The organism is Citrobacter sp. RHBSTW-00599, from assembly GCF_013784065.1.
Taxonomy (GTDB): domain Bacteria; phylum Pseudomonadota; class Gammaproteobacteria; order Enterobacterales; family Enterobacteriaceae; genus Citrobacter; species Citrobacter braakii.
The window spans coordinates 4,982,485-5,001,669 of record NZ_CP056717.1; the positions used below are offsets into that span (position 1 = coordinate 4,982,485).

General features: G+C 53.0%; 19 protein-coding genes. 4 read left to right on the forward strand and 15 right to left on the reverse strand.

Annotated features, from left to right (window positions below; translation table 11 throughout):
* Positions 1-220 precede the first annotated feature (220 nt).
* A complete protein-coding gene (gene fre / locus HV243_RS24070) occupies positions 221-922 on the reverse strand; it encodes an NAD(P)H-flavin reductase (RefSeq protein WP_003828903.1) in 702 nt (233 codons plus the stop codon).
* 40 nt (positions 923-962) lie between these two features.
* Positions 963-2,456 (reverse strand): 4-hydroxy-3-polyprenylbenzoate decarboxylase, encoded by a 1,494-nt coding sequence (gene ubiD, locus HV243_RS24075; RefSeq protein ID WP_016155145.1) that lies wholly within the window; start codon positions 2,454-2,456, stop codon positions 963-965.
* Between the two features lie 204 nt (positions 2,457-2,660).
* Here ubiD and rfaH point away from each other — a divergent pair, with 204 nt between their 5' ends.
* Positions 2,661-3,149: a transcription/translation regulatory transformer protein RfaH gene (gene rfaH, locus HV243_RS24080; RefSeq protein ID WP_016155144.1), complete on the forward strand. Its 489-nt coding sequence runs from the start codon at positions 2,661-2,663 to the stop codon at positions 3,147-3,149.
* Between the two features lie 5 nt (positions 3,150-3,154).
* Here the strand turns inward: rfaH and tatD are convergent, their stop codons facing one another.
* The 9 genes from tatD to udp all read right to left on the reverse strand — a co-directional run bounded on the left by tatD (position 3,155) and on the right by udp (position 11,096).
* Entirely contained in the window at positions 3,155-3,937 is a 783-nt protein-coding gene (gene tatD / locus HV243_RS24085) for a 3'-5' ssDNA/RNA exonuclease TatD (protein ID WP_047358741.1), read from the reverse strand.
* A 41-nt stretch (positions 3,938-3,978) separates the two neighbouring features.
* A complete protein-coding gene (gene tatC, locus HV243_RS24090; RefSeq protein ID WP_016155142.1) occupies positions 3,979-4,770 on the reverse strand; it encodes a Sec-independent protein translocase subunit TatC in 792 nt (263 codons plus the stop codon).
* 2 nt (positions 4,771-4,772) lie between these two features.
* Positions 4,773-5,321 carry a Sec-independent protein translocase protein TatB gene (tatB, locus tag HV243_RS24095; RefSeq protein ID WP_047358742.1) on the reverse strand — a complete coding sequence of 183 codons (549 nt, stop codon included), beginning with the start codon at positions 5,319-5,321 and terminating at the stop codon, positions 4,773-4,775.
* 3 nt (positions 5,322-5,324) lie between these two features.
* Positions 5,325-5,579 carry a Sec-independent protein translocase subunit TatA gene (gene tatA / locus HV243_RS24100; protein ID WP_003017888.1) on the reverse strand — a complete coding sequence of 85 codons (255 nt, stop codon included), beginning with the start codon at positions 5,577-5,579 and terminating at the stop codon, positions 5,325-5,327.
* Between the two features lie 78 nt (positions 5,580-5,657).
* Entirely contained in the window at positions 5,658-7,298 is a 1,641-nt protein-coding gene (gene ubiB / locus HV243_RS24105; RefSeq protein WP_016155140.1) for a ubiquinone biosynthesis regulatory protein kinase UbiB, read from the reverse strand.
* Positions 7,295-7,900, reverse strand: coding sequence for a ubiquinone biosynthesis protein UbiJ (gene ubiJ / locus HV243_RS24110; protein ID WP_016155139.1), 606 nt, complete (start codon positions 7,898-7,900; stop codon positions 7,295-7,297). Before ubiJ ends, ubiB begins: the two co-directional genes overlap by 4 nt.
* Before the next feature lie 13 nt (positions 7,901-7,913).
* Positions 7,914-8,669: a bifunctional demethylmenaquinone methyltransferase/2-methoxy-6-polyprenyl-1,4-benzoquinol methylase UbiE gene (ubiE, locus tag HV243_RS24115; protein ID WP_003017897.1), complete on the reverse strand. Its 756-nt coding sequence runs from the start codon at positions 8,667-8,669 to the stop codon at positions 7,914-7,916.
* A 94-nt stretch (positions 8,670-8,763) separates the two neighbouring features.
* Positions 8,764-10,194, reverse strand: coding sequence for a DNA recombination protein RmuC (gene rmuC / locus HV243_RS24120; RefSeq protein WP_019078423.1), 1,431 nt, complete (start codon positions 10,192-10,194; stop codon positions 8,764-8,766).
* A gap of 140 nt (positions 10,195-10,334) precedes the next feature.
* The gene (gene udp / locus HV243_RS24125) at positions 10,335-11,096 is read right to left on the reverse strand and encodes a uridine phosphorylase (RefSeq protein WP_006686084.1); all 762 of its coding nucleotides are present in this window, start codon (positions 11,094-11,096) and stop codon (positions 10,335-10,337) included.
* A gap of 265 nt (positions 11,097-11,361) precedes the next feature.
* Here udp and HV243_RS24130 point away from each other — a divergent pair, with 265 nt between their 5' ends.
* A complete protein-coding gene (locus HV243_RS24130) occupies positions 11,362-12,168 on the forward strand; it encodes a dienelactone hydrolase family protein (protein WP_016155137.1) in 807 nt (268 codons plus the stop codon).
* Positions 12,169-12,270: 102 nt separating this feature from the next.
* Here HV243_RS24130 and metE read toward each other — a convergent pair whose 3' ends face one another.
* Positions 12,271-14,532 (reverse strand): 5-methyltetrahydropteroyltriglutamate--homocysteine S-methyltransferase, encoded by a 2,262-nt coding sequence (gene metE / locus HV243_RS24135; RefSeq protein ID WP_053389015.1) that lies wholly within the window; start codon positions 14,530-14,532, stop codon positions 12,271-12,273.
* A 234-nt stretch (positions 14,533-14,766) separates the two neighbouring features.
* Between metE and metR the strand changes: the two genes are divergently transcribed.
* Positions 14,767-15,720 (forward strand): HTH-type transcriptional regulator MetR, encoded by a 954-nt coding sequence (metR, locus tag HV243_RS24140; protein WP_003017908.1) that lies wholly within the window; start codon positions 14,767-14,769, stop codon positions 15,718-15,720.
* Here metR and HV243_RS24145 read toward each other — a convergent pair.
* The 3 genes from HV243_RS24145 to pldB form a co-directional block, all read right to left on the reverse strand.
* On the reverse strand, positions 15,608-16,507 hold the full coding sequence (locus HV243_RS24145; protein ID WP_016157852.1) for a carboxylate/amino acid/amine transporter: 900 nt from the start codon (positions 16,505-16,507) through the stop codon (positions 15,608-15,610). The two genes, metR and HV243_RS24145, sit on opposite strands and share 113 nt — an antisense overlap.
* An 80-nt stretch (positions 16,508-16,587) precedes the next feature.
* Complete coding sequence (yigL, locus tag HV243_RS24150) at positions 16,588-17,388, reverse strand: sugar/pyridoxal phosphate phosphatase YigL (RefSeq protein WP_008787091.1); 801 nt, start codon at positions 17,386-17,388, stop codon at positions 16,588-16,590.
* Between the two features lie 15 nt (positions 17,389-17,403).
* A complete protein-coding gene (pldB, locus tag HV243_RS24155) occupies positions 17,404-18,420 on the reverse strand; it encodes a lysophospholipase L2 (protein ID WP_053389014.1) in 1,017 nt (338 codons plus the stop codon).
* 110 nt (positions 18,421-18,530) lie between these two features.
* On the opposite strand from pldB, the gene rhtB reads away from it, so the two are divergent.
* Entirely contained in the window at positions 18,531-19,151 is a 621-nt protein-coding gene (gene rhtB, locus HV243_RS24160; RefSeq protein WP_003828938.1) for a homoserine/homoserine lactone efflux protein, read from the forward strand.
* Positions 19,152-19,185 lie beyond the last annotated feature (34 nt).

A 19,185-nucleotide genomic window follows, 5' to 3' on the forward strand; every position in this document is an offset into this window, starting at 1 on the left:
TTGCGTCTCACAATGTGATACGGTTCAGCTTGCCTATTTTGTTTACTAAACACATGGAGAGCTGTCACAAAAACTCAATTTATGTTTGAGTGACGGACATATTATGTTTACTAAAAAATAATTATGATGAGAAAGAGAGGCAATGACGCCGGGCCTGCGCCCTGCTAGTTGGAAGACAGATGATTGATGGATGCGCCGGAAGGGCTCCGGCGCACAGCGCTTAAATGAACGCGAAAGCGTCGCCAAACAGGCGATCTTCACGCGCACTGCGTTCATTACAGAACAGATCGCGCGCGATTTTGGCCATTTCAAAACGACCGGCAATGTAGATATCGTGCTCCGCCAGGGTACCGTAATCCTGCAATACCGCCGTTAACACGGTTCCCGTACGACCACGCCAGCCGTCTTCTGGCTGTTCCACCACTGGCTCAACGCGCAGATTCGGGTGATTAACAGACAACGCTTCCAGTTCGGAGAGATCGTAGAGATGCTTCTCTTCACGCCCACCCCAGTAAATGGTGATATCGCGGTTTGGATTACGTGCCAGCGCAGTAAGCAGAATGGAACGCACGTAAGAGAACCCTGTACCACCGGCAATCAGGATCAGCGGGCGCTCGTCTTCATCACGCAGCCAGGCTTCGCCATGCGGAATGTCGACCTTGATTTCCCGGTCTTTCAGAATGCGGTCCATCACAGCCATGGCATAAAGATTTAGCTCAGAGGCGCCAACGTGCAGCTCAATGAATCCTTGCTCGTCCGGCGTGGATGCCATGGAGAACGGACGCTTATCCCTTTCGTCCATCACGACCATTAAATACTGGCCAGCACGAAAGGAAAACGCCGCGTCTGGCACTAAACGAACGCGATATACGGTATCAGTGATAGCTTCTACCGAGGTCACTTTACAGCTTAAGGTTGTCATGCGCTCTCTCTGTCGGATCAATAGGCAAAACGATCGCGCCTCAGGCGCTTTTGCCGTCATTAAAGATGGCCAGTTCATCCCAAATTGCGTCAATACGCGCAGTTACTTCAGGATCTTTTTTAATCGGGCGTCCCCATTCGCGTTGGGTTTCGCCCGGCCATTTATTTGTGGCATCCAGCCCCATTTTTGAACCCAGGCCGGAAACCGGCGAGGCAAAGTCCAGGTAATCAATTGGCGTATTCTCTACCAGTACCGTATCCCGAGCCGGGTCCATACGGGTAGTAATTGCCCAAATCACATCATTCCAGTCGCGTGCATTGACATCATCATCGCAGACAATAACAAATTTGGTGTACATAAACTGGCGCAAAAACGACCAAACACCCATCATGACGCGTTTGGCATGACCAGCGTACTGTTTTTTCATCGTCACCACGGCCAGACGATATGAACAGCCTTCCGGAGGCAGGTAAAAATCGACGATTTCCGGGAACTGCTTTTGCAGAATAGGAACGAAAACTTCGTTCAGCGCCACGCCAAGCACCGCGGGCTCATCAGGCGGACGTCCGGTATAAGTAGAGTGATAAATCGCCTCTTCACGCTGGGTAATGTGCGTGACGGTAAAGACCGGAAAGCTATCTACTTCGTTGTAGTAGCCGGTATGATCGCCATACGGTCCTTCCGGGGCCAGCTCACCCGGTTCGATATACCCTTCCAGCACGATTTCAGCACTGGCGGGCACTTCCAGATCGTTGGAAATACATTTGACCACTTCGGTCTTGGTGCCGCGTAACAGCCCGGCAAATGCGTACTCGGATAATGTATCAGGGACGGGCGTCACGGCCCCCAGAATGGTCGCAGGATCTGCCCCCAACGCCACCGAAACCGGGAAGCGTTCGCCAGGATGCGCCGCACACCACTCCTGGTAATCGAGCGCGCCGCCGCGGTGGGACAGCCAGCGCATAATAAGCTTGTTTTTGCCAATCAGTTGCTGGCGATAAATGCCCAGATTCTGCCGCTCTTTATGCGGACCACGCGTTACGGTTAGCCCCCAGGTAATCAGCGGTGCGGCATCTTCCGGCCAACAGGTCATAATCGGAATACGGTTTAAATCGACGTCATCACCGGAGTAGATTTTTTGCTGACAAGGCGCACCGCGCAACCGCTTAGTCGGCATGTTCAGCACCTGCTTAAACTGCGGCAGCTTATCAAACAGATCGCGGAATCCTTTCGGTGGCTCCGGCTCTTTCAAAAACGCCAACAGTTTACCGACTTCCCGTAGTGCCGAGACATCTTCCTGCCCCATCCCCATTGCAACACGCTTCGGTGTGCCAAACAGGTTACACAGCACCGGCATTGAATAGCCTTTAGGATTCTCAAACAGTAACGCAGGCCCGCCAGCACGCAGAGTGCGATCGGCAATTTCAGTAATTTCCAGGTGGGGATCCACCTCAAGCGAAATGCGTTTGAGCTCGCCCTGCTGTTCAAGCAGCGTCAGGAAGTCGCGTAAATCGTGATATTTCATGGCGTCCATTGTGGCCTCTTCGTAAGCGCTTCATTATACGGCGTTCATCATTGTGATGCTGTATTTTTGTTAAATTAGCGTGAACTCTGGCGATAGATATAAGCCCTGGGAGTATATACCCGTTGGGTTTCAGCCTGCTTTGAGGTGGGTATAATTAACTTAACTCATGGCTTTTGCTATGCTAGCGCTCAGAACAAGCGAATAAGAGTTATTATGCAATCCTGGTATTTACTGTACTGCAAACGTGGGCAACTTCAGCGAGCCCAGGAACACCTGGAAAGACAGGCAGTGAACTGCCTGACGCCTATGATCACCCTGGAAAAAATGGTGCGCGGTAAACGTACCACAGTCTGTGAACCACTATTCCCTAATTACATGTTTGTCGAGTTCGACCCGGAAGTGATCCACACCACCACGATCAACGCCACGCGTGGTGTCAGCCATTTCGTTCGTTTTGGAGCGACGCCTGCGACCGTCCCATCCCCCGTAATTCACCAGCTTTCTATCTACAAGCCTGAAGGTATTGTTGACCCGCAAACCCCTCAGCCAGGGGACAGCGTGATTATTACTGAAGGGGCGTTTGAGGGACTGAAAGCGATCTTCACCGAACCGGATGGCGAAGCGCGTTCCATGCTGCTGCTTAACCTCTTGAATAAAGAGATTAAGCAGAGCGTTAAAAATACCGGTTTTCGAAAAATATAAGTCGTTTAGAAGGTCACTTCGAACAGCGTTCTGACGTTGGCATCAATGGTTGCTGACAGCCATTGAGGGTCTTCCCCACGCCAGTGAGCAATTCGCTCAAGAATATGCGGCAGGTGCGCCGGTTCATTGCGACGTGACGTCGGTTTAGGCGTTAAGTCGCGAGGGAGTAGATAAGGTGCATCGGTTTCTATCAGCAGTCTTTCCACCGGAATAAACGGCAGCAGCTCCCGCAGTTCCATCCCCCGGCGTTCATCACAGACCCACCCGGTGATACCGATATAAAGCCCTCGGTCCACGCAGTCCTGCATCTCCTGGCGCGAACCGGTGAAACAGTGCAGCACCGCGCCTGGGAGGCTGTCCAGCCACGGCTCCAGCAACGTCAGAAAACGCTCATGCGCATCCCGACAATGCATGAAAATCGGCATCTGCAGTTCAGCAGCAATGCGCAGTTGCGCTTCAAAAGCACGTTCCTGTTCCTGCGGCGTGGAGAAATTGCGATTGAAATCCAGGCCGCACTCACCAATAGCGACTACCTTCGACTGGTTTGCCAGCGTGATAATCTCGTCTTCCGTTGAGGATTGCCATTGGCTGCTGTCATGCGGGTGCACGCCAGCCGTGGACCAGCAATGCGGATAATGCTGCGCCAGCTTTAACGCCTGCTGGCTTTCGTGAAGGCTTGTTCCGGTCAGAAGCATACCGTTTACGCCCGCAGCAAAGGCGCGCGCCACGACCTCATCCCGGTCTTTCGCAAATTGTGAACTGGTTAAATTAACGCCAATATCAAACATGCTTCCTCCCATATGACAACCGCCCTGACGGGCGGTTGAATTTATTCTTCAGTTTTCTCGGTGGCTTCGGCTTCTTTTGCTTCTTCAGCCTCGTTGTCCTCATCTCTCGTACGTCGCTTACCGACATAGAAACGAGAGAAGAAAACACCCACCTCGAACAGGCAGTACATCGGTATCGCCAACAACGTTTGCGAGAAGACATCTGGCGGAGTCAGTAGCATCCCGACGACAAAGGCACCCACCACAACATAAGGACGCTTTTTGCGTAAATCATCTGGCGTCGTAATGCCCATCCAGCATAGCAGCACGATGGCGACAGGCACCTCAAAAGAGACACCGAAAGCCATAAATAGCGCCATTACAAAGCTGAGATAGCTGGCAATGTCCGTTGATACCTGCACGCCTTGCGGAGCCGTGTTGGCCAGAAAACCAAACGCTAACGGGAAGACAACAAAATAGGCGAATGCCATGCCGATGTAGAACAACAACGAACTGGAGACCAGCAGCGGAACAACCAGACGGCGTTCATGTTTATACAACGCTGGCGCTATAAATGCCCACACCTGGTAGAGGATCACTGGCGCTGACAGGATCAGCGATACCATGAAGGTCAACTTGATTGGGGTAAAGAACGGCGAAGCCACATCGGTGGCGATCATTGTTGCACCCTGCGGCATCTGTTTAATCAACGGTGCCGCGACCATATGGTAAATGTCGTTGGCAAAGTAAACCAACGCCAGAAAGATCACGATTACCGCAATGATGCAGTTCAGGAGTCGCTTACGCAGCTCAATAAGATGCGTGATGAGCGGTTGGGTATCTTCTACAGCCATGTTTACGGTTTATCACTCGACGAGGGGGAGGATTCGACAACAGGTGCGACAGCTTTCTTTTCTGCATCCATTAACGTAGCGGAAGTGTTTTCCGTTGGCTCTGGCGTTTTAGCACCCGTGGATTCCGGTTTTTGCTCCGGCGAACTGGCCTGGTTTTCAGCGGCAGCAGGGGTGACCCCTTCTCGCTGCGCTTCAGCTTCTTTTACCACCGGATTATGGATAGTGTGCGCTTCATCGCTCTCTTTCTCAGGATCGTGCACACTGTAAGAACGCTTCATCGACTCTGCCGCTTCACGCAGCTCATCCATTGAGGCTTTCAACTCCGGGGTCAGATTTGTCAGGCTCGCTTTCTCTACTTTCTTCAGGCTGTCCTGAAACTCCTGAAGCTTAAGCTCCTGGGTCAGTTCATTCTGAACAGTAGTTGCCAGGGAACGCAAAGCACGAACCCAACCAGCAACCGTTTTTACCGCTACAGGTAAACGTTGCGGCCCCAGGACGATGAGGCCGATCACGAACACCAATAACAGTTCGCTAAAACCGATATCAAACACGGATTATACCTGCTCTTTATCTTGGCTTTTGGCGTCTTCTTTTTTCACTTCGCCCTGCTTATCGGTAATGGATTTAGCAGTAAAATCAGCGTCCTGGCTGGTTTTATCTTGCTTTGGCTCATCATCACCCATTGCTTTTTTGAAGCCTTTAATCGACGCGCCAAGATCGGAACCGATGGAGCCGAGTTTCTTGGTGCCAAATAGCAGTACAACGATGACGGCAATGATCAACAACTGCCAAATACTGATACCACCCATACATGTTCCTCTGTCATAGATGATGAATTAATAAGGCCGTAGTATACGTTACACGACCTGCCTAGGGCGATGAAAAATTCAGCGCATTTTGCGCCAGCCGATCAACCAGGCTAAGACACCGCCGGCCATTAACCAGCCCGGCATAAGCCCCCACTCAGGACGGCTTACCAGCAGGAATGTTCCACTGAGCAACAATGTTGCACCAATGCCCAATAAATAACGGGATTGTCCCTGACGTACATGATTCGCGTGAAGCTCGCGGGCAATCTTATCAACACTGTGCTGTAAATATTTGCCCTGGCGCAAACTGTCATACACCAGTTCAGGTATTTCTGGCATTTTTTCGACCCAGAACGGTGCTTTTTCTTTAAATGCCCTAACAAGCGCCGGAATACCGACCTGATCTTTGATCCAGGATTCGAGGAAAGGCTTGGCCGTTTTCCACAAATCTAACTGCGGGTAGAGCTGACGTCCGACACCTTCAACGTACAGCAGCGTCTTCTGTAGCAATACCAGTTGAGGCTGAACTTCCATATTGAATCGGCGCGCTGTGTTGAACAGATTTAACAGCACATGACCAAAGGAAATCTCCGCCAGCGGTTTTTCGAAAATCGGCTCGCACACGGTACGAATGGCGAATTCAAACTCTTCTACGTTGGTATCCGGCGGAACCCAGCCAGAATCCACATGCAATTCAGCAACTTTGCGGTAGTCGCGGTTAAAGAACGCGATGAAGTTTTCAGCCAGATAACGCTTATCTTCTTTGTTTAAAGAACCCACAATCCCACAATCAATACCAATGTATTTCGGGTTTTCGGGATGCTCATAACTCACGAAAATGTTCCCAGGGTGCATATCCGCATGGAAAAAGCTGTCGCGGAATACCTGAGTAAAGAAGACCTGAACACCGCGTTCAGCCAGCAGCTTCATATTGGTGCCGTTCTTCTCAAGCGAGGTGACATCTGAAACGGGAATACCGTAAATGCGCTCCATCACCATCATGTTCTGACTGCAATAGTCAGAGTACACTTCCGGGATGTACAGCATTGGGCTGTCTTCAAAATTACGTCGCAGCTGAATCGCGTTCGCCGACTCGCGCAGCAGATTCAGCTCATCAATCAACGTTTTTTCATATTCACGGACCACTTCTGTTGGTCGCAGGCGGCGGCCGTCTGGCATCAGGCGAGGTACCCAGCGAGCAAGGCGGTAGATCAGTTTCAAATCCGCTTTAATTACCGGCAGTATGTCCGGGCGGATAACTTTGATCACCACCTCTTTCCCATTCGATTTCAGTCGCGCGGTGTGAACCTGAGCAATAGACGCGGATGCCAGCGGTGTGATCTCAAAATCATCAAACCATTCCTCGACGGGCAGCCCACCCATCGCCTCTTCGATTTGTTCTTTCGCTCTTTGCCCATCGAATGGGGCTACCCGATCCTGCAATAACGCTAGCTGATCGGCGATGTGTGGCGGGAAAAGATCGCGGCGGGTAGAGAGCATTTGCCCGAACTTAATCCACACCGGGCCGAGCTCCTGTAAAGCCAGTCTCAGCCGTTCTCCCAGCGGTTTGTCTTTATGTCGGTTGGGCATCCAGAACAGCGTGTAACGCCACAGCCGGAGTGGCAGCGTGATACGCATTTTGGGGATGAGTTCATCAAGACCGTAGCTTAAAAAAGTGCGAATGATGAAATAAAGGCGCCGTACTTCACCTGGCGTCATTTGGCCTCCAGTTTTTCCAGCCGTTTGGCCAGAGATTCGACCGCACGCTCAACGGCTGCCGTTTCTTCTGCAAACCATGCAACCTCAAGCGGACCTGGAGCCATACGCCACTCTTCGGTGATCGCTTCGGCAACATAGCGCTGCTGGCGTTGAATGTTGTGGCACAGGAACTTCGCTCCACCACGCAAAACTTTGCTGACCCCTTCCGCGACGATATCGCCGGTATAGGGTGCTAACAGTTCTGCGGGATCAAACTCCGCCAGATCGGCCAACGCGACAAAGTTCTGTACCACCTGGATATCGCCCTGAACCTCCAGCTCACCACTGCGGATAAGCGTGGTGAGTTGCTGCCGGTCGCGTAATTTCGGTAACACGCTGGCATGTGTGATTACGGTGCAATCGGCTTCGCCTTCCCATGCCCCCAGCACATCGACCTGGCGCTCACTAAACACCAGCACTAACGGTGTTGAAAATCCTTTGAGCTCAACACGCAGCACTTTGCCCTGTAAACGCGTTCTGGCTGACTTGAGCGCAGGAGAACGATACAGAAAGGTGTTAAGCAAATTTTCAACGCCGGCGGTCACTAAGGGTTTTAAAGGCATCCCCAATCTCCTGTCAGAACTTGTAACCACGATGCAGCGCCACGACACCTGCCGTCAGGTTGTAGTAATCAACGCTTTCGAACCCGGCATCTTGCATCATTGCTTTTAAGGTGTCCTGATCGGGATGCATGCGGATGGACTCCGCCAAATAGCGATAACTGTCTGCATCGCTTGCCACCATAGAACCAATGCGCGGCAAAACGTGGAAAGAGTATGCGTCGTAGGCTTTGCTCAGCGGTTCGATAATCGGCTTGGAGAACTCCAGCACCAGTAGACGTCCGCCCGGCTTCAACACGCGATACATAGATCGTAATGCTTTGTCTTTATCCGTTACGTTGCGCAGACCGAAAGAGATGGTGATGCAGTCAAACGTGTTGTCTGGGAAAGGTAATGCTTCCGCATTCGCCTGAACGTACTCAACGTTACCCACGACGCCGATATTACGCAGCTTTTCGCGACCCATTTTGAGCATTGAGTCGTTGATATCCGCCAGCACAACTTTGCCAGTTTCGCCTACCATGCGAGAGAATTTCGCCGTCAGATCGCCCGTACCGCCCGCCAAATCGAGAACGGTTTGCCCGCGACGCACGCCACTGCAGTCAATGGTGAAGCGCTTCCACAAACGATGAATGCCAAATGACATTAAGTCATTCATAACGTCATATTTAGACGCCACAGAATGAAAAACGTGGGCCACCATGTCAGCTTTCTGCTCTTTAGCGACGGTCTGAAAGCCAAAGTGCGTCGTTTCTTGTGAATTATCCACCATCTCAGTGCCTGCTCATCCAAAAAATGTTCAAGAAGTGTAACAGATTGGGCCAATTTGCCCTACCCTTCTGCCCGGTTCAACTACCCCAAACGGACTAGTTTGATTGCTGGTTTACCGCTTCATCATCAGGGTAAGGTTCATCCTGCTGCGTCTCAGGGACCGAGCGCAAGCGGTACTCTTCATCCTGCGTAGTGGCTTGTTCAGCAAGTTCAGGATTAATCTCGCGCTTAATTTCCACGCCTAAACTGCGAAACGCTTCTGCCTGCGACAGGACGTTTCCACGACCTGAAGAGAGTTTTTTCATCGCCTGTCGGTAGTTATCCTGAGCTTTATCCAGGCTTTGGCCAATTGCCGACATATCATCCACAAACAACCGCATCTTGTCATAAAGTTTGCTGGCCCGATCGGCAATCTGTTGCGCATTACGACTCTGATGCTCGTAGCGCCACAAGTTGGCAATCGTGCGCAATGCCACCAACAACGTGGTAGGGCTAACCAGCATAATGTTATTTTTAAGGGCTTCGGTAATCAGTTCAGGCTGTCTATCGAGCGCCAGTAAAAAAGCAGGCTCAACGGGGATAAACATCAGCACATAGTCAAGTGTGCGCAGCCCAGGAAGCTGCTGATAGTCTTTGCGCCCCAGCAGACGGATATGGTTTCGTACCGAGGCGATGTGCTCCTGCAACGCGCTCTCGCGGGTGTATTCATCTTCAGCATTAAAATAGCGTTCATAGGCGACCAGCGTCATTTTCGCGTCGATCACCACATCTTTGCCCTGCGGTAACCGGACGATAACATCTGGCTGCATCCGCGAACGGGCGTCGTTCTCAATGCTGACCTGGGTTTCGTATTCATAGCCTTCGCGCAGACCGGAAGCCTCAAGCACCCGCGTGAGTACGACCTCGCCCCAGTTGCCCTGCGTTTTGTTATCGCCTTTTAATGCCCGCGTCAGGTTTACCGCTTCCTGCGCCATCTGCGCGTTCAGTTGCTGCAGATTACGAATTTCGTGCGCCAGAGTATGGCGTTCTTGCGCCTCTTTACCAAAGCTATCCTGAACCTGGCGTCGAAAACCGTCCAGTTGTTCGCGAAGCGGTGTAAGCAGACTGTTCAGGCTTTGGCGATTTTGCTCATCTACACGACGGTTGCTGTGCTCGAAAATACGGTTCGCCAGATTTTCAAACTGTTCGCTCAGACGCTGTTCGCTGTTGATCATCTGGCGGATTTTATCTTCCGCATGCTGCTGCGTCGCTTCCAGTCGGGTAGTGACTTCTCGAAGATCGGCTTCCAGAGAGGTGTTGATGCTGTGCAGGCTGCGCAATTCGTTATTGAGTAGTTCGCACTCATCGCGCCAGTGGGCTTCCTGTGAGAGCTGCTGGCGGGCGGCGCTTAGCGCAATATCCAGTTCGCGTCGTTCTTCGATGAGGTCGGCACGGATCCGATCGGCGTGCGCTTTTGTTGCCAGCCACCCCACCAGCAGCCCTGCGGCTAACGCCAGCACGGCACTCATCATAATTGAAATATCCACAACGCCCCCTTACAGCAACGACTTACCCGCACAAAATAGAATTGTGCTGTATAAACGTCCAGTTTAAAAGGAATTTCCTGCGAGGCACTACGCAAAATAAAAAGGCCGAACGCGTCGGCCTTTTTGAATAGACGGGAGAATTACAGTAAACGACGCGCAGCTTCCACCACGATTTTCACCGCGTGGCTTTCTGTTTGTTTCATCGTTTCCGCATTAGGGATCTCTTGCTGAGTACGGTTCACGATAACCCCCGCGACCATACCAGCACGCAGACCCTGGCTTGCACACATGGTGAGCAGCGTAGCAGATTCCATTTCGTAGTTCATGACGCCCATAGACTGCCACTCTTCCATTGAGCCTTTGAAACGGCTCACTACGCGACCAGAGAAGGTGTCATAACGCTCCTGGCCCGGATAGAAGGTATCAGAAGACGCGGTAACGCCTACGTGGGTGGTGGCGCCGATAGATTTCGCCGCTTCCACCAGCGCGGTGGTGCACTCGAAGTCCGCGACGGCCGGGAATTCCATTGGCGCGAAGTGCAGGCTTGCACCGTCCAGACGGACAGATGCTGTGGTGACCAGTACATCACCTACGTTGATATGTGGCTGAATGGCGCCAGTCGTACCGATACGCAGGAAGGTACGAATGCCCAGCTGTGCCAGTTCTTCTACGGCAATAGAGGTTGACGGACCGCCGATACCGGTAGAGCACACGATCACGGCTTTACCATCCAGCTCAGCACGCCAGGTAGTGAACTCGCGATGAGATGCCAGCTTAACCGGCTTATCCATCAGCGCGGCGATCTTTTCCACACGCTCCGGGTCGCCAGGGACGATAGCGAGCTGAGCCCCTTGTAAATCGTTCTTAGTGAGGCCGAGATGAAAAACATCAGACTTAGACATAAAAACTCCTCTGTGAATCGGTTTTGTCAGAAGAAGCAAAAACACACTTTACCGAAGGCATGAACATATTTTCGTGACAGTCATCACTATGATGTAAATCAATTGCATTCCATTACCATAAAATAGTGACTTGAATCACATAAATGATGCGATGTAAGGAAGCCCTGCACAAAAGATAGACCGTTTAAGGCAATGTGGTTCGTTGCATGTGTCTATAGTTAACAATGCGCTTTTTGGCTGAATATTTAAGGGTACGGAGAATACCATGACAACACGACAATCTGGCTTTGCACCTGCTGTATCTCCACCGACGTCTACCACGGTTCACACTCCGGATAACGCCATTATCGCCGGTGTAACGTCCATACCTTCACAAGGCGATGATATGCCAGCGTATCACGCACGACCAAAACAGTCCGATGGCCCGCTGCCTGTGGTCATTGTCGTGCAGGAGATTTTTGGCATTCATGAACACATTCGTGACGTTTGCCGCCGTCTGGCTCTGGAAGGGTATCTGGCTATCGCACCAGAGCTCTATTTTCGTGAAGGCGATCCCAATGACTTTGCCGATATCCCTACGTTGCTCAGCAGCCTTGTCGCCAAAGTGCCTGACTCTCAGGTATTGGCCGATCTGGATCACGTCGCCAGTTGGGCTTCTCGTAACGGAGGAGATGCCCACCAGTTGATGATCACCGGATTTTGCTGGGGTGGACGCATCACCTGGCTGTATGCAGCTCATAATCCGCAGTTAAAAGCGGCGGTAGCGTGGTATGGCAAACTGGTGGGCGATAAAACCCTCAACTCACCGAAACATCCTGTTGATATCGCGACCGATCTTAACGCCCCCGTTCTGGGACTTTATGGCGGCCAGGACACCAGTATTCCGCAAGATACCGTTGAAACAATGCGTCAGGCGCTGCGTGCCGCCAATGCAAAAGCGGAAATCGTGGTCTATCCGGATGCCGGACATGCGTTTAACGCCGATTATCGTCCGAGCTATCACGAAGAGTCCGCGAAAGATGGCTGGCTGAGAATGCTGGAGTGGTTCACACAATACGGCGGGAAGAAATAAACGTTAATTGCCCGGCGGCGACTATACCTTACCGGGCCTACAACTCTTGCTATTTCCTGTAATCCGGGTAAGCGCTTGCGCTTCCCGGCCACCGGCACGGAATTACGCCTGACGCAGGTTCTGCGCGGCTTTGACCATGTTCGCCAGCGCGGCGCGGGTTTCCGGCCAACCGCGCGTTTTCAGGCCGCAGTCCGGGTTGACCCACAGACGCTCGGCCGGAATACGCTGCTCGGCTTTCTTCAGCAGGGCTTCAATCCACTCCACGCTCGGGACGTTCGGCGAGTGAATATCGTATACGCCCGGCCCGATTTCGTTCGGATAGTCGAACTCTTCAAACGACTCCAGCAACTCCATATCAGAGCGTGAAGTCTCAATGGTGATCACGTCCGCGTCCAGCGCCGCAATGGAGTCCATGATGTCGTTGAACTCGCAGTAACACATGTGGGTGTGGATCTGGGTTTCATCCTTCACCACTGCCGCGTTAATGCGGAAGGCTTCCACGCCCCACTCCAGATACGCCGCCCAGTCGCTGCGGCGCAGTGGCAGACCTTCGCGCAGTGCCGGTTCGTCAATCTGGATGATGCCAATACCCACCGCTTCCAGATCCGCTACCTCATCACGCAGCGCCAGCGCAATCTGCTTAGCGATGGTTTCACGCGTCACGTCTTCACGCGGGAATGACCAGCAGAGAATGGTCACCGGACCGGTCAACATGCCTTTTACCGGTTTGTCGGTCAGCGACTGGGCATACTTCGCCCACTCCACGGTGATCGCTTCCGGGCGGCTGACATCGCCAATAACCACCGGCGGCTTCACGCAGCGAGAGCCATAGCTCTGCACCCAACCGTTCTGGGTAAAGACGAAACCGTCCAGGTGCTCGCCAAAATATTCCACCATGTCGTTACGTTCGGCTTCACCGTGCACCAGCACGTCGAGCCCCAGACGTTCCTGTTCAACAATCGCCTGTTTGATATGTTCCGCGATACCGGTGCGGTAGTTACTTGCATCCAGGTTGCCCTTTTTGAAGTCCAGACGCAGGCCGCGAATTTCCGTGGTTTGCGGGAATGAGCCGATAGTGGTGGTCGGCCATGCCGGCAGATTAAAGCGGGCACGCTGCGCTTCGGCGCGAACCGGGTAAGCGTTGGCACGTTGGCTGTCCTGGGCGGTGATCGCCGCCAGACGTTTTTCCACTGCGGCGTTGTGTACGCGGGTAGAGTGACGACGAGCCTGGATCGGTGCGCTCCACGCCATAATTGCCGCCGTATCACCGCTGTTCAACGCATCACGCAGCAGCGCCAGCTCGCTGCATTTTTGTAGGGCGAAGGCAAACCAGCTCTTCACTTCTGCATCAAGGCGGGTTTCCACGCTGAGATCGATTGGGCTGTGCAGCAGGGAGCAGGAAGAAGCTACCCACAGGTCACGTTTACCGACGATATCTTTAATTTGCGCGTATTTTTCGCTGAGATCGGCACGCCAGACGTTGCGACCGTTCACCAGCCCCGCTGACAGCAACCAGTCGGCAGGCAGACGTTTGTGCAGCTCGGCCACATCATCTTTACCGTGCACGAAGTCAACGTGCAGCCCCTGCACCGGCAGCGCGGTAATGGTATCCAGGTTTGGCGTTACGCCTTCGAAGTAGGTGGTCAGCAGCAGCTTCACCTGACCCGTCAGCGCGTCATACGCCGGTTTGAAGGCGTTCAGCCAAACCTGAGGCAGCTCCAGCACCAGAGCCGGTTCATCAATCTGCACCCACTCAATACCGCGTTTCGCCAGCTCAGCCAGCACCTGCTGGTAAACCGGCAGAATATCGTTCAACAGGCTCAGGCGGTCAAACTGTTCGCCCTTCACTTTCCCCAGCCACAGGTAAGTTACCGGTCCCAGCAGCACAGGTTTCACCTTGTGACCGAGCGCCAACGCTTCATCCACTTCATCCAACAGTTGGGTCCAGGTCAGTTTGAACTGCTGACCTTTGGTGAACTCTGGCACCATGTAGTGATAGTTGGTGTTAAACCATTTGGTCATTTCTGCCGCCGCCGCGGGCTCCCCGGTTGGTGCGCGGCCACGGCCAATGCGGAATAAGGTATCGATATCGACCGAGCCGTCTTTATTTTGATGACGAGCCGGAACGTTGCCGAGCAGCAGGCTGGTGGTCAGCACGTGATCGTACCAGGCAAAATCGCCCACCGGCAGCAGGTCAACGCCCGCCTGCTTCTGCTGATCCCAGTGACGGGCACGCAGCTCGCGGCCAACGGTTAGCAAATCTTCACGGGAAGAATTTCCCGCCCAGTAGCTTTCTTGCGCTTTTTTCAGCTCGCGACGCAGGCCAACGCGAGGGAAACCGAGGGTGTGATTAAGTATTGTCATTTTTCTTCCTCTAATTATATGTAAATCCTATTGATTTTTAATTTAGGGAAGGTGGCAAGTTTATTCATCCCAGGAGCTTACTGAAGTAAGTGACCGGGGTGGAAAAACACTGCCAACGCACCATAAATTTAAAAGACGAAGGATTTTAGCCATCCAGATGTTTACACATCCATAATTGACAGTTACTGTATATTCCTCAAGCGCAATTTGTTCATGCCGAAGTGAAGGACTTTCATGATCGAGATTAAACACCTGAAAACGCTCCAGGCGTTGCGGAATAGTGGTTCGCTGGCGGCCGCAGCGGCGACGTTGCATCAGACCCAATCCGCCCTCTCTCACCAGTTCAGCGATCTGGAACAGCGCCTTGGCTTTCGACTTTTTATCCGTAAAAGCCAGCCTCTGCGCTTTACGCCGCAAGGCGAAATTTTGCTGCAGTTAGCAAATCAGGTGTTGCCGCAAATTGGTCGTGCGCTGCAGGCCTGCAACGAACCGCAGCAAACCCGGCTGCGGATCGCTATTGAATGCCACAGCTGTATCCAATGGCTGACGCCCGCGCTGGAGAATTTTCGTGCGAACTGGCCGCAGGTGGAGATGGACTTTAAATCCGGCGTGACGTTCGATCCGCAACCAGCGCTACAGCAGGATGAGCTGGATCTGGTGCTGACATCCGACATTCTGCCGCGTAGCGGACTGCACTACTCGCCGATGTTCGATTTTGAAGTCCGCCTGGTTCTGGCGCCGGACCATCCGCTGGCCAGCAAGACGCAGATCACGCCGGAGGATTTAGCCAGTGAGACGCTGCTTATTTACCCGGTGCAACGGAGTCGACTGGATGTCTGGCGGCATTTCTTGCAGCCTGCGGGCGTTAGTCCGTCGCTGAAGAGCGTGGATAACACCCTGCTGCTGATTCAGATGGTTGCAGCCAGAATGGGTATTGCAGCTTTACCGCACTGGGTGGTGGAGAGTTTTGAACGCCAGGGCCTGGTGGTGACCAAAACCCTGGGTGATGGATTGTGGAGCCGGCTATACGCCGCCGTGCGCGATGGCGAGCAGCGACAGCCGGTCACGGAAGCGTTTATTCGCTCAGCGCGGAATCACGCCTGCGATCACCTGCCGTTTGTACGGAGTGCGGAACGACCCACTTTCGATGTACCCACAGTGAAGCCACTATCACAGCCGCACCAATGATGAAGCTTGGCCAGTGAGGCTGTTGATGCCAGATAGCCAGGTTAACCAGCAGCCCGGCCGGCACATGCATATTGTTCATGATGCCCAGCGTCCCCGCATCCACCTGGGTCGCGCCGTAGTTCCACATAAAGTAACCAATGCCGGACGCTGCCACGCCAAGAAAGACCAGAATTCCCCACTGTAGCGTGGTTGCAGGCATTTTCTGCGCATTCCCCAGCATGAACCAGGCCACGACCGCCACCATAAAGGCCCCCATGTAAAACCAGGCAAAGGCGTTGTGCTGCGGCATTGGCCGCGTTTCCATCAGACGCTTGTAGCCCACCATGCCAATGGCAAAGCTGATATTGGACAACTGCACCAGCAGCAGGCCGGTCCAGAAGTGGCTGGTCACCTGATCGTAACGAATGATCCCCGCACCAATCACCGCCAGCAACGCACTGAAGGCGTAGCTCCAGCGCAGACGACGTCCGCTCATCAGGTCATAAATCAGCGTAATGTAGAGCGGCGTCAGCACGGTAAAGAGCAGCAGTTCTGAAACCGTCAGGTACAGATAGGCGTGAAAACTCAGCATATACATAATGCCAAGCTGCATGGCGCCCACCAGCATATACAGCGCGATGGTTTTTACGCTATGCCCACGGGTACGTAAAAATGGCAGGAACACCAGCGCCGCCAGCCCAACGCGCACCAGCACCGCAAAATAGCTATCGACATGACCGGCAAGGTACTCGCCAAACAGGCTAAAGGAAAAGGCCCACAGAATTGTGGTAATGATGAGTAACGCCACAATGGATGTCTCTTAACAAAAGGTACGCCCATTGTAGCGAAGTTTTAAGTTGACATCTGGTCAACTAACGAACAAAAACATTACTGCAAAAACAGCTCTCGCAGATAATGCGGCACGGCATCGTCGGCATTAAGACCAATGACTTCCAGTTCCGGATGCAGATCCTTCAGGCGCTGGTGAGCATTGCCCATAATGCAGCCTTTACCCGCCATGGAGAGCATTTCCGCATCGTTCATCCCGTCGCCAAAAGCGATGCAATCTTTCAGGCTGTAGCCCATCGCTTTCGCTACCGCTTCAAGCGCATGACCTTTCGATACGCCGCCAGCCATGACTTCCAGGCAGGTAAGCGTAGAGAAACTGACGTTGACGCGGTCGCCCCAGCGGGCGTTAATCGCCTGCTCCAGCGGCAGCAGCCTTTCGTGAGAATCGGTGGTGAAAAACACCTTACTCACGCCTTCCGGCTCCAGTAGCGCAGGTTCAAACAGTGAATAGTTAAACACTGCTTCTTTGAAGAAGCGCATTTCGTCCGGGCGATGGCGGTTCATAAACCACTCATCATCACGATAAACGTTGGTCACGATGTCCGGGTTTGCATTCACTACGCCAAACAGGTCGCTGGCAATGTCGCGATCCAGGTTATGGGAAAACACCAGATTCCCGTCAGAATCATGCACACGCGCGCCGTTGGACGTGATCATGTAGGTTTTAATGCCGAGGTTATCGCGAATTTGCCCCACATCAACATGATGACGGCCAGTCGCAAACACAAAGTTAACGCCACGAGCGGTCAATAACTTCAGCGTCTCTTTGGCATAAGGGGACAGAGTATGGTCGGGAGAAAGCAGCGTACCGTCTAAATCAGACGCAACAACCTGATACATAAGAAAATTAAACCTCTAGGCAAAGCGGGTTCCGCTGGATGAGTTATGCTTGTCGAAAAATTCGACAATAGCGTTAAGCGCGACTGAGCGCATTGCGTCCTTTTCAAAAAGGATCTCATGGTACGCGCCTTTGATGACCAGCGGCTGCCCCCCTTCTATGGGATGGCCCGCTGCGGCGCGGAGTTCACAAAAACGATCGTGCATGCGGTTATCTACCACACGCTCTTCTTCGGCCTGAATCAGCAGCGTCGGCGTCGCGTCGTCTCCTGCTCCAGCCAGAACCTGTTCGCCTGCCAGAATACCTTCACGTACCCAGTGGTAGGTGGGGCCGCCAACGCGCAGCCGTGGCTCATCCGCATAGAAGCGTAGATTGCGCCGATAGCGCTGTCGACTATGGGTTAACGCATTCATACCGAATGGCAGCGCCCGCCAGCGCCCGGTCCCCATCGCATAACCTTCGCGGATCCGCGGATGCCCTTCAGCCCAGTCCAGAATGTGGCGTACCATCCAGTCGGGAAAGCGCATCACAATACCAAACATCGGCGCGCAAAGCGCGATGGCATCACACTGATTCGGGTGGCGCTGCAAGAATAACGTGGCTATCGCACCGCCCATTGAATGCGCCAGTATATAGCGCTTTCTCCACGGACCGGGTAGCACTTCCTGCTGCCAGAAGGCGGTTAAATCGTCGACATAGTCATTAAAGTTATCGACATGACCGCGATGCGGGTCCGAAAGCATACGCCCGGAACGCCCCTGGCCACGGTGATCGATAATGAGGACGTCAAAACCAGAATGAAACAGGTCATACGCCAGTTCAGCGTATTTCACGTAGCTTTCAATGCGTCCAGGACAGACGACGATGACGCGATCGTTTTTTTCTGCGTGAAAACGCACAAAATGGACGGGGATATCATCCACGCCCGTAAATTCCGCTTCTTCCCGCTGACGCCAGAAATCTGTCAGTGGCCCCATGGAAAAAGCAGCAAACGCGTTTTCTCTTGTTTCCCAGTCTTTTTGCTGCTGAAACATCGGGTATCCAGCCTCGCTGACCAAGTAAAATCGTTTTTTTCGCCGTCGCTGACACAACCTAACGGCAGTAGCGTATTGTGGCATAAAAATAGACAATCCGGGAGTTTCTCATGACCTTTGAATGGTGGTTCGCCTACCTGTTGACCTCTATTATTTTGAGCTTGTCTCCAGGCTCTGGCGCAATCAACACCATGACCACCGCCATCAGTCACGGTTATCGCGGTGCCAGCGCGTCGATTGCTGGTTTGCAGACAGGACTTGGCATTCATATCGTTCTGGTTGGCGTAGGACTGGGAACGCTATTTTCACGTTCGGTTATCGCATTTGAGGTGCTGAAGTGGGCGGGGGCGGCCTATCTGATTTGGCTGGGTATTCAGCAATGGCGGGCGGCGGGTGCTATCGATCTGAACACCATGGCGAATACGCAATCGCGCAGCCGCCTGTTTAAACGCGCTGTCTTTGTTAATCTGACCAACCCCAAGAGCATTGTTTTCCTTGCCGCCCTGTTCCCGCAGTTTATCCTGCCACAGGAACCGCAGTTAATGCAGTATGTGGTGCTTGGCGTCACGACCATCGTGGTCGATATCATTGTGATGATCGGTTACGCGACGCTGGCCACGCGCATTGCTGGCTGGATTAAAGGGCCAAAGCAAATGAAAGCGTTAAACAAAGTGTTTGGCTCGCTGTTTATGCTGATAGGCGCCTTGTTAGCCTCGGCACGGCATGCCTGATGAAGGTGCCGGAGGCGCTTGCGCTTATCCGGCC